This window comes from Pantoea sp. C8B4 (assembly GCF_051336905.1).
GTDB lineage: Bacteria > Pseudomonadota > Gammaproteobacteria > Enterobacterales > Enterobacteriaceae > Pantoea > Pantoea rwandensis_B.
Genome location: NZ_JBGMNK010000018.1, coordinates 1 through 12,653 on the forward strand (window position 1 = coordinate 1; position 12,653 = coordinate 12,653).

At 48.4% G+C, this 12,653-nt stretch carries 14 protein-coding genes and 1 pseudogene; 7 read left to right on the plus strand and 8 right to left on the minus strand.

Annotated features, from left to right (window positions below):
* Positions 1 to 211: hypothetical protein (locus ACCW76_RS18075; RefSeq protein WP_436339561.1), on the minus strand; the 211-nt coding region annotated here is incomplete at its 3' end.
* 127 nt (positions 212 to 338) lie between these two features.
* On the opposite strand from ACCW76_RS18075, the gene ACCW76_RS18080 reads away from it, so the two are divergent.
* On the plus strand, positions 339 to 875 hold the full coding sequence (locus ACCW76_RS18080) for a DnaT-like ssDNA-binding domain-containing protein (RefSeq protein ID WP_436339563.1): 537 nt from the start codon (positions 339 to 341) through the stop codon (positions 873 to 875).
* Positions 876 to 1,080: 205 nt separating this feature from the next.
* Here ACCW76_RS18080 and ACCW76_RS18085 read toward each other — a convergent pair.
* From ACCW76_RS18085 to ACCW76_RS18100, 4 genes and pseudogenes are all read right to left on the minus strand, one after another.
* Positions 1,081 to 1,250 (minus strand): annotated as a pseudogene (locus ACCW76_RS18085) (general stress protein).
* Positions 1,251 to 1,988: 738 nt separating this feature from the next.
* Positions 1,989 to 2,414, minus strand: a complete 426-nt coding sequence (gene arsC / locus ACCW76_RS18090; protein ID WP_039336265.1) for a glutaredoxin-dependent arsenate reductase — start codon at positions 2,412 to 2,414, stop codon at positions 1,989 to 1,991.
* Between the two features lie 12 nt (positions 2,415 to 2,426).
* The gene (locus ACCW76_RS18095) at positions 2,427 to 3,716 is read right to left on the minus strand and encodes an arsenic transporter (RefSeq protein WP_039336267.1); all 1,290 of its coding nucleotides are present in this window, start codon (positions 3,714 to 3,716) and stop codon (positions 2,427 to 2,429) included.
* Positions 3,717 to 3,760: 44 nt separating this feature from the next.
* Positions 3,761 to 4,081 (minus strand): transcriptional regulator, encoded by a 321-nt coding sequence (locus tag ACCW76_RS18100; protein ID WP_039336269.1) that lies wholly within the window; start codon positions 4,079 to 4,081, stop codon positions 3,761 to 3,763.
* 85 nt (positions 4,082 to 4,166) lie between these two features.
* Between ACCW76_RS18100 and arsH the strand changes: the two genes are divergently transcribed.
* A complete protein-coding gene (arsH, locus tag ACCW76_RS18105; protein WP_436339565.1) occupies positions 4,167 to 4,865 on the plus strand; it encodes an arsenical resistance protein ArsH in 699 nt (232 codons plus the stop codon).
* 83 nt (positions 4,866 to 4,948) lie between these two features.
* Here the strand turns inward: arsH and ACCW76_RS18110 are convergent, their stop codons facing one another.
* The gene (locus ACCW76_RS18110) at positions 4,949 to 5,551 is read right to left on the minus strand and encodes a site-specific integrase (RefSeq protein ID WP_167809196.1); all 603 of its coding nucleotides are present in this window, start codon (positions 5,549 to 5,551) and stop codon (positions 4,949 to 4,951) included.
* 135 nt (positions 5,552 to 5,686) lie between these two features.
* On the opposite strand from ACCW76_RS18110, the gene ACCW76_RS18115 reads away from it, so the two are divergent.
* Positions 5,687 to 6,637 (plus strand): bifunctional helix-turn-helix transcriptional regulator/GNAT family N-acetyltransferase, encoded by a 951-nt coding sequence (locus ACCW76_RS18115; protein ID WP_436339666.1) that lies wholly within the window; start codon positions 5,687 to 5,689, stop codon positions 6,635 to 6,637.
* 112 nt (positions 6,638 to 6,749) lie between these two features.
* On the opposite strand, the gene alaE is transcribed toward ACCW76_RS18115, so the two are convergent.
* On the minus strand, positions 6,750 to 7,211 hold the full coding sequence (gene alaE / locus ACCW76_RS18120) for an L-alanine exporter AlaE (protein WP_436339566.1): 462 nt from the start codon (positions 7,209 to 7,211) through the stop codon (positions 6,750 to 6,752).
* A gap of 455 nt (positions 7,212 to 7,666) precedes the next feature.
* Between alaE and ACCW76_RS18125 the strand changes: the two genes are divergently transcribed.
* Positions 7,667 to 7,879: a hypothetical protein gene (locus ACCW76_RS18125; RefSeq protein WP_436339568.1), complete on the plus strand. Its 213-nt coding sequence runs from the start codon at positions 7,667 to 7,669 to the stop codon at positions 7,877 to 7,879.
* Positions 7,880 to 8,094: 215 nt separating this feature from the next.
* Here ACCW76_RS18125 and chaB read toward each other — a convergent pair whose 3' ends face one another.
* Positions 8,095 to 8,322, minus strand: a complete 228-nt coding sequence (gene chaB / locus ACCW76_RS18130; protein WP_436339569.1) for a putative cation transport regulator ChaB — start codon at positions 8,320 to 8,322, stop codon at positions 8,095 to 8,097.
* 522 nt (positions 8,323 to 8,844) lie between these two features.
* On the opposite strand from chaB, the gene ACCW76_RS18135 reads away from it, so the two are divergent.
* From ACCW76_RS18135 to ACCW76_RS18145, 3 genes are all read left to right on the plus strand, one after another.
* On the plus strand, positions 8,845 to 9,825 hold the full coding sequence (locus ACCW76_RS18135) for a hypothetical protein (protein WP_436339570.1): 981 nt from the start codon (positions 8,845 to 8,847) through the stop codon (positions 9,823 to 9,825).
* A gap of 549 nt (positions 9,826 to 10,374) precedes the next feature.
* The gene (locus tag ACCW76_RS18140; RefSeq protein WP_436339572.1) at positions 10,375 to 11,535 is read left to right on the plus strand and encodes a diguanylate phosphodiesterase; all 1,161 of its coding nucleotides are present in this window, start codon (positions 10,375 to 10,377) and stop codon (positions 11,533 to 11,535) included.
* Between the two features lie 220 nt (positions 11,536 to 11,755).
* Positions 11,756 to 12,649: an SDR family oxidoreductase gene (locus ACCW76_RS18145; RefSeq protein ID WP_436339573.1), complete on the plus strand. Its 894-nt coding sequence runs from the start codon at positions 11,756 to 11,758 to the stop codon at positions 12,647 to 12,649.
* Positions 12,650 to 12,653 lie beyond the last annotated feature (4 nt).

Below are 12,653 nucleotides of genomic sequence, written 5' to 3' on the forward strand. Positions count from 1 at the left end.
ACGTTACTCCACGAGTCGCGGAAAGCGTGACGCACGGTGTTTCAGGCGTCACTTCGGGCAGTGCGGAAAGCGTTACGGAACGCGTTACGGTCGGTGCCTCAGACGTTACTCCACGAGTCGCGGAAAGCGTGACGCACGGTGTTTCAGGCGTCACTTCGGGCAGTGCGGAAAGCGTTACGTTCGGTGATTTTGGCGTTACGCAGAGCGTCACGGATCACGCTCCTCGACGCCTCTCGCGTGTTATACCTTCGCGCGCGCACACCCGTTTTAGTTTTTTAAGATCTAAAACACTAAGATCAAAACATAAAACAACACACAGAGCGCGCGAGAGAATTTTCATGGCCGTGTTCAAATCCAAAACTGCCCAGAACCAAAATAACACATGGCCAGAACGCTCTGGTCATCCCAGACAAAATCCAATGAGCCTGTCCGAGCCACGAAGCTACCGGCACCTATTCGACGCGATGCTCAACGTGACTCAGAGTTTTACGCTCTGGAGAAACGGCCAGAATGCAACCTGTGTGACCCAAAAAATCAGGCATGCCGCAAAGACCCAATTGCCTGAACAGTCGGTAATCGAGCCGGGCAAATTCAGACTGTTTCCCGACTGGTCACCGTCAGCAGACTTCCTGGCAAACGCTCAGCACATCGGCCTCACGCTGTCGCACGAAGCGACAGATTTCGAAGTCGCGGAATTTATAAATTACTGGTCAGAAGAGGGCGCACAGCACACCCAGAAGCAATGGGAGACCAAGCTGGCACGTTTTATCGGGAAAGGCCGGAAGAGGGCGGCTAAACGTGCTCAGGGCCGTCAGGACTTCACAATCCCCACAAGCATGGATTATGAAATACCTGATGGGTTTCATGGGGGCTGATAAGACAACCGCTAATAAACCGATTTTACTTTATGAAAAATGGGAACTCGAACGGCAGTTATTAGCGAACTTCGGACATTGCTTACAGCATCAATTACCCCTACATGGGGATAGAAAATCAATTATCCCCAAAGCCGCCTAGGACGATGCTGTAGACAGGCGGCAGGGATTTGATAGGAGAAGAGCTGTACCTCATCTATGACGATTATTGCTTTTCAGGTCCTCGCCGGCTGACTTTTCCCCCTTTACGACCCGCTTCCCGGGCACGGTCCGGCTCGTTTCGGAAATTGCCTCCGCTAACTTGCTCCCTTTGCTGCCTGCTTCTGCAGCGCTCTCACGATTATGTGCAAAGTTGCCCAGACCAACGCGTAAAATTTGCTATGTCATCACGACCTCTGTTAGCGATAAGCGAAGCTTGAAATATAGCATGCTAATCATAACTACGAGGGAGAAAATTAACGATTTTCAGCAGATCGAAGTTTATCAGAACAGGTATTTACGTATCTTTTCACTAAATACTGGCTCTTGACCGAAGCACAAAAACATAACCACTGCTAAAGTTTAATTGATGCACAGTAGCTGTAGCTTCAGTGAGGTGTAATCAATAACGCTTTTCCCTGGTGTGGTCACTACCATATGACACCCGCTCCGGCGGGATTTTTTTTGCCTGTATTCCAGGCTGAATTTCAGGTTTGTGGACAAAAAATATCCGCGCATAGCGGGTCAAGTTCATTACAGGAGATAATCTCCATACCTGTTCCGACAGGAGGAAGTTATTAACGTTTGGTTTTTCAGTTAACAATGGCGGGATGAGCCAGCTGCCCTGTCCGGCAGTAGGCTCTGCTATAACAAAACTTATCTGAGCGAGAGTGGATTTCTGCCCTGTCAGGACTTATTAAGCCAGACAATAATACACCTTTTAACCGAAGAAGTTTTCGCTATCTCCAGTTCTCAAGGGCCGGTGACCTGAGCCCTATTGAACCACACAGACTAGTGTATTCAACTTCCGCGAAGGCACGCGACTGCCTGAGGCAAGGCCTATAAGGCAGCTGTGAGCGAACAGCGGACGCTGGTATATAGCAAACGAGCGCCCGTTAATATTACACAGAAAGTTTACTTAACCCGTTTCCCCGTTTCGTCAATGACCTTTTCGCCATCTTCTTTGGTAAAAGAGCCTTTCTGACTTTCAGGTAGAATATCCAGCACCATTTCGGAGGGGCGGCAAAGACGTGTGCCGAGCGGTGTTACTACAACCGGCCGATTAATTAGGATCGGATACTGAAGCATAAAATCAATTAACTGTTTATCAGAAAATTTGTCCTCTTCTAGACCCAGCAGCTCATAAGGTTCGACATTCTTACGCAGCAATGCACGTACTGAAAGGTCCATATCTGAAATCAGTTTGATAAGTTCATCACGAGCTGGGGGCGTATCGAGATAATAAATAATGGTTGGTTCGTTACCGCTGTTACGGATCATCTCCAGAGTGTTACGTGAGGTGCCACAGGCAGGGTTGTGATAGATGGTAATGTTGCTCATATCAGTATCTCATTACAAAGTGACAGAGAGCCGCCACGCCAGCGCGGCCAGAGTGACAAACAGCACCGGCACAGTCATGACAATGCCGGTACGTAAGTAATATCCCCAGGTGATGGTCATATTTTTCTGGGCAAGCACATGCAGCCACAGCAGGGTTGCCAGACTGCCAATCGGGGTGATTTTCGGGCCTAAATCGCAGCCAATCACATTGGCAAAAATCATTGCATCTTTGACGACGCCAGTCGCCGTGCTCCCTTCAATCGACAGCGCACCAATCAGCACCGTCGGCATATTGTTCATCATTGATGAGAGAAATGCCGTCAAGAAGCCGGTGCCGAACGTCGCTGCCCATAACCCCTGGTCTGCCAGCAGACTCAGCACGCCAGACAGGTACTCCGTGAGCCCTGCATTGCGCAGACCATAGACCACGAGGTACATGCCCAGCGAAAAAATAACGATCTGCCATGGCGCACCGCGCAGGACTTTCCCGGTGTTGATGGAATGACCTCTATTCGCCACCACAAACAGCACTGCTGCGCCAGCCGCCGCTATCGCACTGACCGGGACCCCCAGCGGCTCCAGAACAAAGAAACCGACAAGCAGCAATAACAGGACAATCCAGCCCACCCTGAAGGTTGCCGGATCCTTGATCGCACTGGCAGGCTCCTTCAGCAGCGAAACGTCATACGTTGCCGGAATATCCCTGCGGAAGAAGAGATGCAGCATGATCAGCGTGGCCGCAATCGCTGCCGCATCCACGGGGATCATAACGGAGGCGTACTGCGTAAAGCCCAGACCGAAGAAATCCGCCGAGACGATATTCACCAGGTTAGAAACAATGAGAGGCAGGCTTGCTGTATCTGCAATAAATCCTGCTGCCATGACAAAGGCCAGTGTCGTGCCATGGCTGACCCCCAGTGCGAGCAGCATCGCAATCACAATTGGCGTCAGGATCAGCGCGGCGCCGTCATTGGCAAACAACGCAGCAACAGTGGCACCGAGCAAAACTATCCAGGTGAACAGCAGGCGACCACGTCCGTTACCCCAGCGGGAGACGTGCAGTGCGGCCCATTCAAAGAAGCCGGACTCATCGAGCAGCAGGCTGATGATGATGACCGCAATAAATGCCGCAGTCGCGTTCCAAACGATATTCCAGACAACGGGAATATCAGCGATATGGATGACACCGGTTCCAAGAGCCAGCACTGCCCCGATACTCGCGCTCCAGCCAATACTCAGACCTCTGGGTTGCCAGATTACCAGTACCAGCGTCAGTAAAAATATACTCACTGCCAAAAGCATCTCAGACTCCATCATATATGATTATGTGAATGTGTTATCCTGCCTCAGCAGGAGGTGCTGGCTGATTTATCCAGCCATTCACGCACATCCTGCCGCATACACTGCCAGGACGTTGTGATTGTCTCAGCTGCCCACGCCGGTATGTGGGGTGACAGACGATAGTGGATCCATTTTCCTTCACGACGGTCAAGAACCAGCCCGGCATCGCGAAGGATGGCCATATGCCGGGAGATTTTGGGCTGCGATTCAGAGGTGGCCGCGCAGATATCGCAGACGCACAGTTCACCGGACTCCCGGAGAAGCATGACGATGGCGAGCCGTGTTTCATCCGACAGGATTTTGAAAAACTGAACAGGTTGTAGCATTTATCACTCCGTTCCCTTTAGAATACACATATGCTAAATCATATGTATTGATTTTGAAATCACCTGTTCTCTCCGGAGGAGAAAAATGGAACAATTTCCTGCTCTGAACACAGAATGCTTTGATCAACACATCGCGGAACGCCTCCACCTGCAGGAACCGCCACGGATTCTGATCCTCTATGGCTCAGTAAGAGAGCGATCCTACAGCCGTTTTGCCGCGGAAGAAGCTGGTCGCCTGCTGACGGAGATGGGCGCGGAGGTAAAACTCTTTAACCCCTCCGGTTTACCCCTGCCGGATGATGCGCCGGACACGCACCCTAAAGTGACCGAGCTACGCGGTCTGGTCAGATGGTGTGACGGGATGGTGTGGAGTTCTCCGGAACGGCACGGGGCTATGAGCGCAGTTATGAAGGCGCAGATTGACTGGATACCCTTAAGCGAAGGCGCGGTTCGTCCTTCGCAGGGCAAAACACTCGCGGTAATGCAGGTCTGCGGCGGTTCTCAGTCCTTCAATGCAGTGAACCAGATGCGTATTCTGGGCCGCTGGATGCGGATGTTTACGATCCCCAACCAGTCCTCCGTAGCCAAGGCATGGCAAGAATTCGACGAAAACGGACGAATGAAACCTTCGTCATGGTATGACCGCATCGTCGATGTAGCTGAGGAGCTGTTTAAAATCACACTGCTGCTTAAGGGACAAAGCGGTTATCTTGCGGATCGTTACAGCGAGCGAAAAGAGAGCCATCAGGAGCTTTCATCCCGCGTTAATCAGGACAAAATATAACGTCTTTTCTTCGTGAATCTGTACTGCATGAGCTTAACAACGTCCGCTGTTGGCACAGGGCTGCTGATGCAGCCCTGACAACCTTAGACTTCGATCGATTCAGAGATCTCTAATGCATCATCGACTTCAATGCCCAGATAACGGACTGTGCTTTCCAGTTTCTTATGGCCCAACAGAAGTTGGATCACCCGGAGATTCTTGGTTTTCTTGTAGATTAGGTAAGGTTTTGTTCTTCTCATGGAATGTGTGCTGTAAAGCGAATCTTCGAGACCAAGCTTTTCTATCCACCCATGAAAAATTCGGTTGTATTGCCGGGTAGATATGGGCTGGTTAGTTCCGACTCGAGACCGAAACAAGAAGTCTTTACTATGCAAATTGCCAAGCTTTATCAATGCAGCAACAGCTTCTCTTGTCCCTTTGGTTATCTCAAACTGCACAGGGCTACCGGTTTTCTGTTGCAACACCGTAGCTCTGCTTGAAACAGAGCTACCATATGCAACATCAGATACTTTGAGTTTGACCAGATCACAGCCTCGTAGCTTACTGTCCAGAGCCATATTGAACAGAGCTAAATCGCGCGTTTTACCTTCCAGTTCAAGCCGGATTCGGATCCCCCAGATATGAGATATCTGAAGTGGTCTTTTTTGGCCGATGATACGGTCTTTGTTCCACGGTGACGTGTTCATACTCAAATCTCCTGCAATGTGGGAGATTTGAGTATGGTTGTCCCTTATGAGCGAAGATCGGACATGAAGTATGAGATTGACAAGCACCATGCAACAATGGTTGTATTCTACAACTATTATCACAGGGCAATCCTAATGATTTCAGAGCGTCAGAACATAAAAAACATCCGTGCTGCATCACGTTTAATGGTGCGAGAGTTGGGCTTCATGAACCAAAGTCTGGCTGCAACAGATTATCCTCCCTCGGCCGTTCACGCATTACTTGAAGTTGAAACGCATGGGGCAGTGACAGCCGCCCAACTGGTGCAGATTTTAGAGCTTGAGAAGTCCAGCGTCAGCCGCATGCTTGCTAAGCTCGTCGAAGCCGGAGAACTTGAAGAACACACATCTGCTGATGATGCGAGGGTGAAGCTTTTAAGCCTCACTGGGAAGGGAAAAAAGACTGTACATAATATTAATGCCTACGCTGATCATCAGGTCGCGGCAGCTTTGGATAAGCTCGATCCGTTTACGCAAGAGACTGTATCACAGAGTCTTTCTTCATATGCAGGCGCACTAAAATCCAGTCGCGAACACACTGAAGGGAAATTGCAAAGCAGCGTCAAAATAGTGACGGGTTATCATGCGGGTATGATTGGTCGTATTACCGAAATGCATGGAGGCTATTACGCCAGAGAGCATAATTTCGGCCATTTTTTTGAAGCTAAGGTTGCCGCAGGCCTTGCAGATTTTTCAGTTCGCCTGGATAAGCCATGCAATCAGATTTGGCTGGCAATGGTTAATGAGCGCATAGTCGGCTCAGTTGCAATTGACGGCGAGGACCTGGGAAATAGTGAGGCACATCTGCGCTGGTTCATCATTGACGATGGTTGTCGTGGCAGCGGACTGGGTAGAAAACTCATTGGAGAAGCGATGAGATTTTGTGATGAGCAGAGCTTCTCTTCGGTACAATTATGGACATTCAATAAATTGACCGCGGCAAGACGATTGTATGAATCATTCGGATTTGAGTTAGCAAAAGAATGGGAAGGCGATCAATGGGGCAGTACTATTACTGAGCAGCAGTTCACCCGCAAATCATCTTAAAATCGCTTACGACTTCCCCTTGATGGGCAGAAAGTTTTTGAGTACTTACATTGCTCAGTCTTTCTGTCCCTGATTAGTGATGTCCGCTCCTGGCACTGAGCAGTCATAGCCCTCAATCTCCCAACGACATCGGCCGCTTACCTCCCGGAGGTAAACCAAACCAGCTTCGTACCCAGTTAAGGAACGCTCCATAGGGCCGCCCGAGGAGCAGCATCATCAAAGCGGCACCGAGTGTGCCGCGCACTAATCCACTGCCAGATGCGCCGCTAAAAGCTATAATGGCGGCATAAATTGGGACCTGAAAACTGACCAGAGCAGCGCTGTCCCACAACAGCTTCGAGACCCGGCTTGTTCCTGCGCGTTTCATCAGCCAGTCTCGCCACAGACCGTAAGGACGAGCAACCGGCACCATAAGCATTGCACCAATTAAACGTGCATGCAGTACCTGATCCCACGCCATCCCAGCGACCCATCGTTCATTAATAATGCCGGTTGTAGTAAAAAACAAAATCAGCGCAGTGGTATCTGCAATAAAAGCCCTACGCCGCATGCTTGGATGCTGAATTTTTCGCAAATTACATCTCCTGTGTTTGCCTGATGAGGAAGTGAAGTTTAGACATTGAACAATAATGAGATGCCAATTAACGAAATTATTCTGCAGTGAAAATGGTGAAATAATAATTTTTCCTGACTTCCTGTGTGAAATCTATCTGGTTCTCTTACTGGGACAGCTCGTAAATCGACAATACACCACCATGAATCAGATCTGCATCGAGAATTTCTGGAATGTTGAAGCAAAGGAGGAGTTGAAAATCCATTGAAGTCAGGTATTTGTCTTATACAAGCGGGGAAGGGGGGGTTAACTCTGTAGTGTTAAATCGGAAGAGGATGTGGCCCTTTAAACTGGTTCCGTGTAAATCCAGTTACGTTAAATAAGATTTATACTAAAAATGCGCACCATCTTGCAGGTATGAGGTCTAATGAGTATAAATCATCGTTTAATTCTCCAGAACCTGCAGGTTAAAAGACATGGAACATAAGTTATCTCATCAGCCTTCACTTCCTCTCACAACTGGCATTATTGGTGAAGCTGTGCTTGAACTAGTTCAGCGAAGCATGGCCGTAAATAATGAAGCCATTGTTTTCATGCTTGAAAAGAAGAAAAGTCACTGCCAATTGCCTGCGTTAGCCAAAGTTATAGACGATGCGTTGTTCTGGCTTAGGAAGAATGAAGGGGATTAGAAGGGCATCCATTGGTGATGGCGTACTGTCTCGCTTGGCTTAAATTATCAGGTGAAGTTCCTGCATTCTTAACAGTACCCTGACGAGATTTGCCAGCATGAAAATTGATTCATTTCATGCTGGCTCGTTGCTGATGAATCTGGGCACGTAACTTTCGGTCTGCTTTGCTCAGCGAAAGGAAGAAGAGCACCAGAGAATCTACCGTTTCGTTAAATTCATTTCTTATGCCATTTATCATCATTACCTTTCTCATATTTCTGCTTGACTGCAGACCAGGCTACTTTATGTGAAACCTCTTCACGTGAGCTATCATCCTTACGGTCTTTCTTTTCTTTATATTCATCCCACGCACTGTTAAAGGATGCAAGGTAGATATCCTGCGCGTGAGCCGGGAGGACGTTCCGGACATTGTCGGGAAGGGAATCTCGTGATTTATATGGCATATTTACCTCACTCTGATTAGTGAATTAAGCCTGGTTCACTTGTGATAATTTTCAACGTGTATTTCAAGGTACATAAAGAATGTTAGTATTAATGATGCATCGATGAGACTTCTTCAACCCACAGATTAAGCTCGCCTGCGCTTCTAATCGAGTTTTAAAGATATCTTCACGCTACCGGTCAGTTCAGATACTCAGAAAGGGTACTGACTTACCGTATTTTTGTTGAAATTCACTCTAGCCCAAGCGGTATAGATGCGCCGCCATAAACATTCACCATGTTAAATGGTTATCAAATTTAAAATTCAAAAAAGCACTTTGAAAAAAACCATCTACCATTCTAGGTAAGTGGAGTTAATCTTCATTTCTACAGATGGTTTTATTTTTTTGTGTCTTACCGCTTCCCTTTTATATAGGGTTGCATCTGATTACTTAAGAGTCTTAACGTTGTAAGTGGTTATGTTTCCTGTTTCTTCGGGCAGTTCCTGGTTATGAATACAAAAAATTAATCTAAGGAAAACAGCTATGACTCACATTCACGAAGAATCTACTGTTAACAGTACGTATCCCGATACTCGTCTGCCCCCGCGCTCCTCGAATACCAGCGCTCTATCATGGGGTGCCATCTTTGCCGGCGCGACAGCTGCGGCATCCCTTTCTTTGATTTTGATAATGCTCGGTGCCGGTTTAGGTCTGACTTCCGTTTCACCCTGGGAAGGTCGTGGACTTGACGCAGGTACGGTAGGCATTACCGCCATTGCCTGGCTGACCTTTACTCAGGTTATTGCCTCAGGTATGGGAGGTTACTTATCTGGGCGGCTGCGCACGAAATGGGTTGATACGCACACTGATGAAATTTACTTCCGTGATACCGCACATGGTTTTTTGGCCTGGGCGGTTGCAGCAATCATATCAGCTGCGCTGTTAACCAGCACAGTGGGATCCATTGTTGGAGGAGGGGCTAAAATTGTCGGTACCGTTGCGGGGGGTGCAGCAGCAACCACGGCAGCAGGTGCCGCTGGTATGGCGAGCGGGTCGTCTGGATCGCTGGGTTCGTCAATGGATTACTTTATTAATTCGATGTTCAGGGAGAACAATCATGCCACTTCTCCGGATAACGCAGCTAATCCCGCTTCGTCAACTGCTCCTGCAACGCCATCGACCTCTCATCAAGAGGTTTCTCCTGCGCAGTTAGGAGAAGTGTCCGGAATATTTGTTAACAGCATTACCACCGGAGCCTTACCGCAGGAAGACCGTCAGTATGTCGCCGGGTTGATTGCTAAACATACAGGTATCAGCCAGCAAGATGCTGAAAAGCGGGTTCAGAGCTCCTATGACAAAGCACAGGCTAAATTAAAAGATGCGAAGGATAAAGCGCAGGAAGCAGCGGACACCGCGCGTAAAGCCACGAGCTATCTTATGCTCTGGATATTCATTTCTCTGCTTGCGGGTGCCTTTGTAGCCAGCCTGTGTGCGACCTTTGGTGGCCGTCAACGTGATTTATAATTCTTAATTTTATGAGAGGTTTAAAATGCGCTCATTACTACTGTTCTTTTTAGGTGTGCCAATTCCAATCATTATCCTGATTGCACTTTTTGTTCATTGATGTGGATTGGATAGACAGACATTAACCCGTCAGGGCTGGACAGAGGTATGAAATAAATAAATGCCCGAAAGGGCATTTATTTCTCTCACGCCCATGATGGAGCAGCAAGGATTAAAGTCGTTAGGGTTATTCATAAAGGTCAGGTGGCTTTATAGTTTGTTAGCATGTGGTTATGAAATGATTTTTTGGTGAGAACTTTACAGCATCTCCTTTTCAGACACTCCTGCTCTCCTGAATAAGCTCAATAATGTGTTCGCATTGTGCTCACTTCAAATTTATTTTCATTAAAAAGGCATAAGTAATTACTGGATGTTACTCGCTTGGCTTATTGCGCTGATGATTGAATTAATACAGTTTTTAGCACGCTTCGCTTGATACCGGTTCGGTTTCATAAAGCGAGCTAGCCTGATAATGTGTTGGTGACAATCTGCGATTTACTGGAGCGTGAAATGCATACAACAATAATTTATCGAAGCCATCTCTCGGATGATGTCCCTGTCAACATACTGCCTGGAATGGTAGATAAAGCAACCCGGCGAAATGCCTGTCATCAGGTGACGGGCATTCTGCTTTTTAACGGGACACATTTCTTCCAGATCCTTGAAGGGCCGGAAGAGGGCGTTCTGGATATTTATGGACGGATTTGTGCTGACAAACGACATCATAATGTTGTTGAGCTGATGCGTGACTATTCCCCCTCCCGTCGCTTCGGCAACCACGGTATGGAATTGTTTGATTTGCGCGAGCATGACTCTGGCAGCGTGTTGCAGGCCGTGCTTGACCGGGGGACGTCAAAATACAGACTGACCTATGCTGATCGGGGTTTGCAATTTCTCCGGACCTTTGTTGAGGCTCGAGAGAAAGAGAATTATTTCGAAGTGCTGCCTGCAGACTACTGGGAGTTTATCCCGGCGGATAATGAAACGCCAGCAACAGCGCCAGGTGTAACATTTCGTCCCGTTGTGGATCCACTGGGACGCGAAGTCACGGCACTTGAGGCAATACCTGGAGAGGCACTGGAAGTGCTGACGGATGCTCAACGTTATGCACATAACCTGCGTGCGGTGACCCAGGCATTACGAAAGGCTGGCAGTTCGTGTCCGGATGGGATGACACTGTACATCAGCATTTTGCCGATGACGCTGGTTTCTGTCGATGGGGCTGTCGACCAGATTGTGCATGCTATCAAAGAGGCTGAACTTGTGCCACAGCAGGTCATACTGGGCGTCAGCGAAACGGAGGTGATTTCACAGCTCGATGCTTTTTCGGCATCGGTGCGCCAGCTCAAACAGGCAGGCATCAGCCTCTCGATTGATAATTTCGGCGATGGCTCAGCCGGGCTTTCGCTGCTGGCACACGTTCAGCCTGATCGTGTGCGTATTGGTGCCGGGATCATTCGCGACATACATCGCAGCGGCCCAAAACAGGCAGTGGTTCAGGCGGTGATTCGGTGCTGTTCTGCACTGGAAATCAACGTCATTGCAGCGGGTATAGAGCGTCCTGAAGAGTGGATGTGGCTTGAAGCTGCCGGGGTCATTGATTTTCAGGGTAACCTGTTTACTCATGAAGGTAGCGCTGTGGCATGGCCTGAAACCCGCGAAGCTGTCTGAGCACGGTAATTTGATTTAAGGCGGTTCGGGAGAAATCCCGACCACGCCTGTAAGCTTCAAAAATTTAGATTATATCTCGATACTTGCTTTCAAATAACAGTTGGATATTTAGTATGAGGAACGTTTCGCTTATACATAAATATTATTTTTTGGATTTTACGTGACAAATATCACATTTTTGCCAGGCTTAATTATCGCACTGACAAGGAGATAATGAGATATGAGTTCATTTACTAACAAAACACTTATTACCCAGCAATATCCTAAACCTCCTTTTAAAAAACAGCATCAGCCGATTCCCGGGCTGGCAAGTGAAATGGAACCTCGTCCCGACCATGGTGAAACAAGTTATCGCGGTAACGGACGTCTGACCGGTCGTAAAGCACTGATTACCGGAGGAGATTCCGGTATAGGACGTGCTGTCGCCATAGCATATGCTCGTGAAGGAGCAGATGTTGCCATTAATTATCTGCCGGAAGAGGAGCAGGATGCGTCAGAAGTCGTGCAATTAATCGAAGCGGAAGGGCGTAAAGCTGTCGCTATACCGGGTGATATTCGCTCAGAAGCGTTTTGCCAGCAACTTGTAAAAGAAGCTGCAACAAAATTAGACGGTCTGGATATTCTTGTGAATAACGCCGGTCGTCAGCAATTCAATGAATCCATTCGCACGCTTTCCACTGAAGATTTTGACGCGACCTTTAAGACCAACGTTTATGCCATGTTCTGGATAACCAAAGCGGCGCTGGAATATCTGCCAGCCGGTTCATCAATAATCAATACTACGTCAGTTCAGGCATATAAACCGAGCGCTATTTTACTGGATTATGCCCAGACAAAAGCAGCAATCGCGGCTTTCACAAAAGCACTCGCGAAACAGTTGGGTGAGCAACAGATCCGCGTTAACGCTGTCGCACCCGGACCGTACTGGACTGCGCTTCAGGTCTGCGGAGGTCAGCCTCAGGAAAAAATCGAGGAGTTCGGTGCTACCGCTCCGTTAGGTCGACCCGGCCAGCCAGCAGAAATTGCCCCGCTCTATGTCACCTTTGCTGAGACCACCAACAGCTTCACTTCCGGTCAGGTGTGGTGCTCTGATGGCGGCACGGGCACCGTCTGATTCT

Coding starts and splice junctions, on each gene's coding strand:
- ACCW76_RS18110 (WP_167809196.1), bottom strand. CDS start 5,551: ATGAACACGTCACCGTGGAACAAAGACCGTATCATCGGCCAAAAAAGA.
- arsC (WP_039336265.1), bottom strand. CDS start 2,414: ATGAGCAACATTACCATCTATCACAACCCTGCCTGTGGCACCTCACGT.
- ACCW76_RS18080 (WP_436339563.1), top strand. CDS start 339: ATGGCCGTGTTCAAATCCAAAACTGCCCAGAACCAAAATAACACATGG.
- ACCW76_RS18125 (WP_436339568.1), top strand. CDS start 7,667: ATGGAACATAAGTTATCTCATCAGCCTTCACTTCCTCTCACAACTGGC.
- ACCW76_RS18115 (WP_436339666.1), top strand. CDS start 5,687: ATGATTTCAGAGCGTCAGAACATAAAAAACATCCGTGCTGCATCACGT.
- ACCW76_RS18135 (WP_436339570.1), top strand. CDS start 8,845: ATGACTCACATTCACGAAGAATCTACTGTTAACAGTACGTATCCCGAT.
- ACCW76_RS18095 (WP_039336267.1), bottom strand. CDS start 3,716: ATGCTTTTGGCAGTGAGTATATTTTTACTGACGCTGGTACTGGTAATC.
- chaB (WP_436339569.1), bottom strand. CDS start 8,322: ATGCCATATAAATCACGAGATTCCCTTCCCGACAATGTCCGGAACGTC.
- ACCW76_RS18140 (WP_436339572.1), top strand. CDS start 10,375: ATGCATACAACAATAATTTATCGAAGCCATCTCTCGGATGATGTCCCT.
- ACCW76_RS18145 (WP_436339573.1), top strand. CDS start 11,756: ATGAGTTCATTTACTAACAAAACACTTATTACCCAGCAATATCCTAAA.
- ACCW76_RS18100 (WP_039336269.1), bottom strand. CDS start 4,081: ATGCTACAACCTGTTCAGTTTTTCAAAATCCTGTCGGATGAAACACGG.
- arsH (WP_436339565.1), top strand. CDS start 4,167: ATGGAACAATTTCCTGCTCTGAACACAGAATGCTTTGATCAACACATC.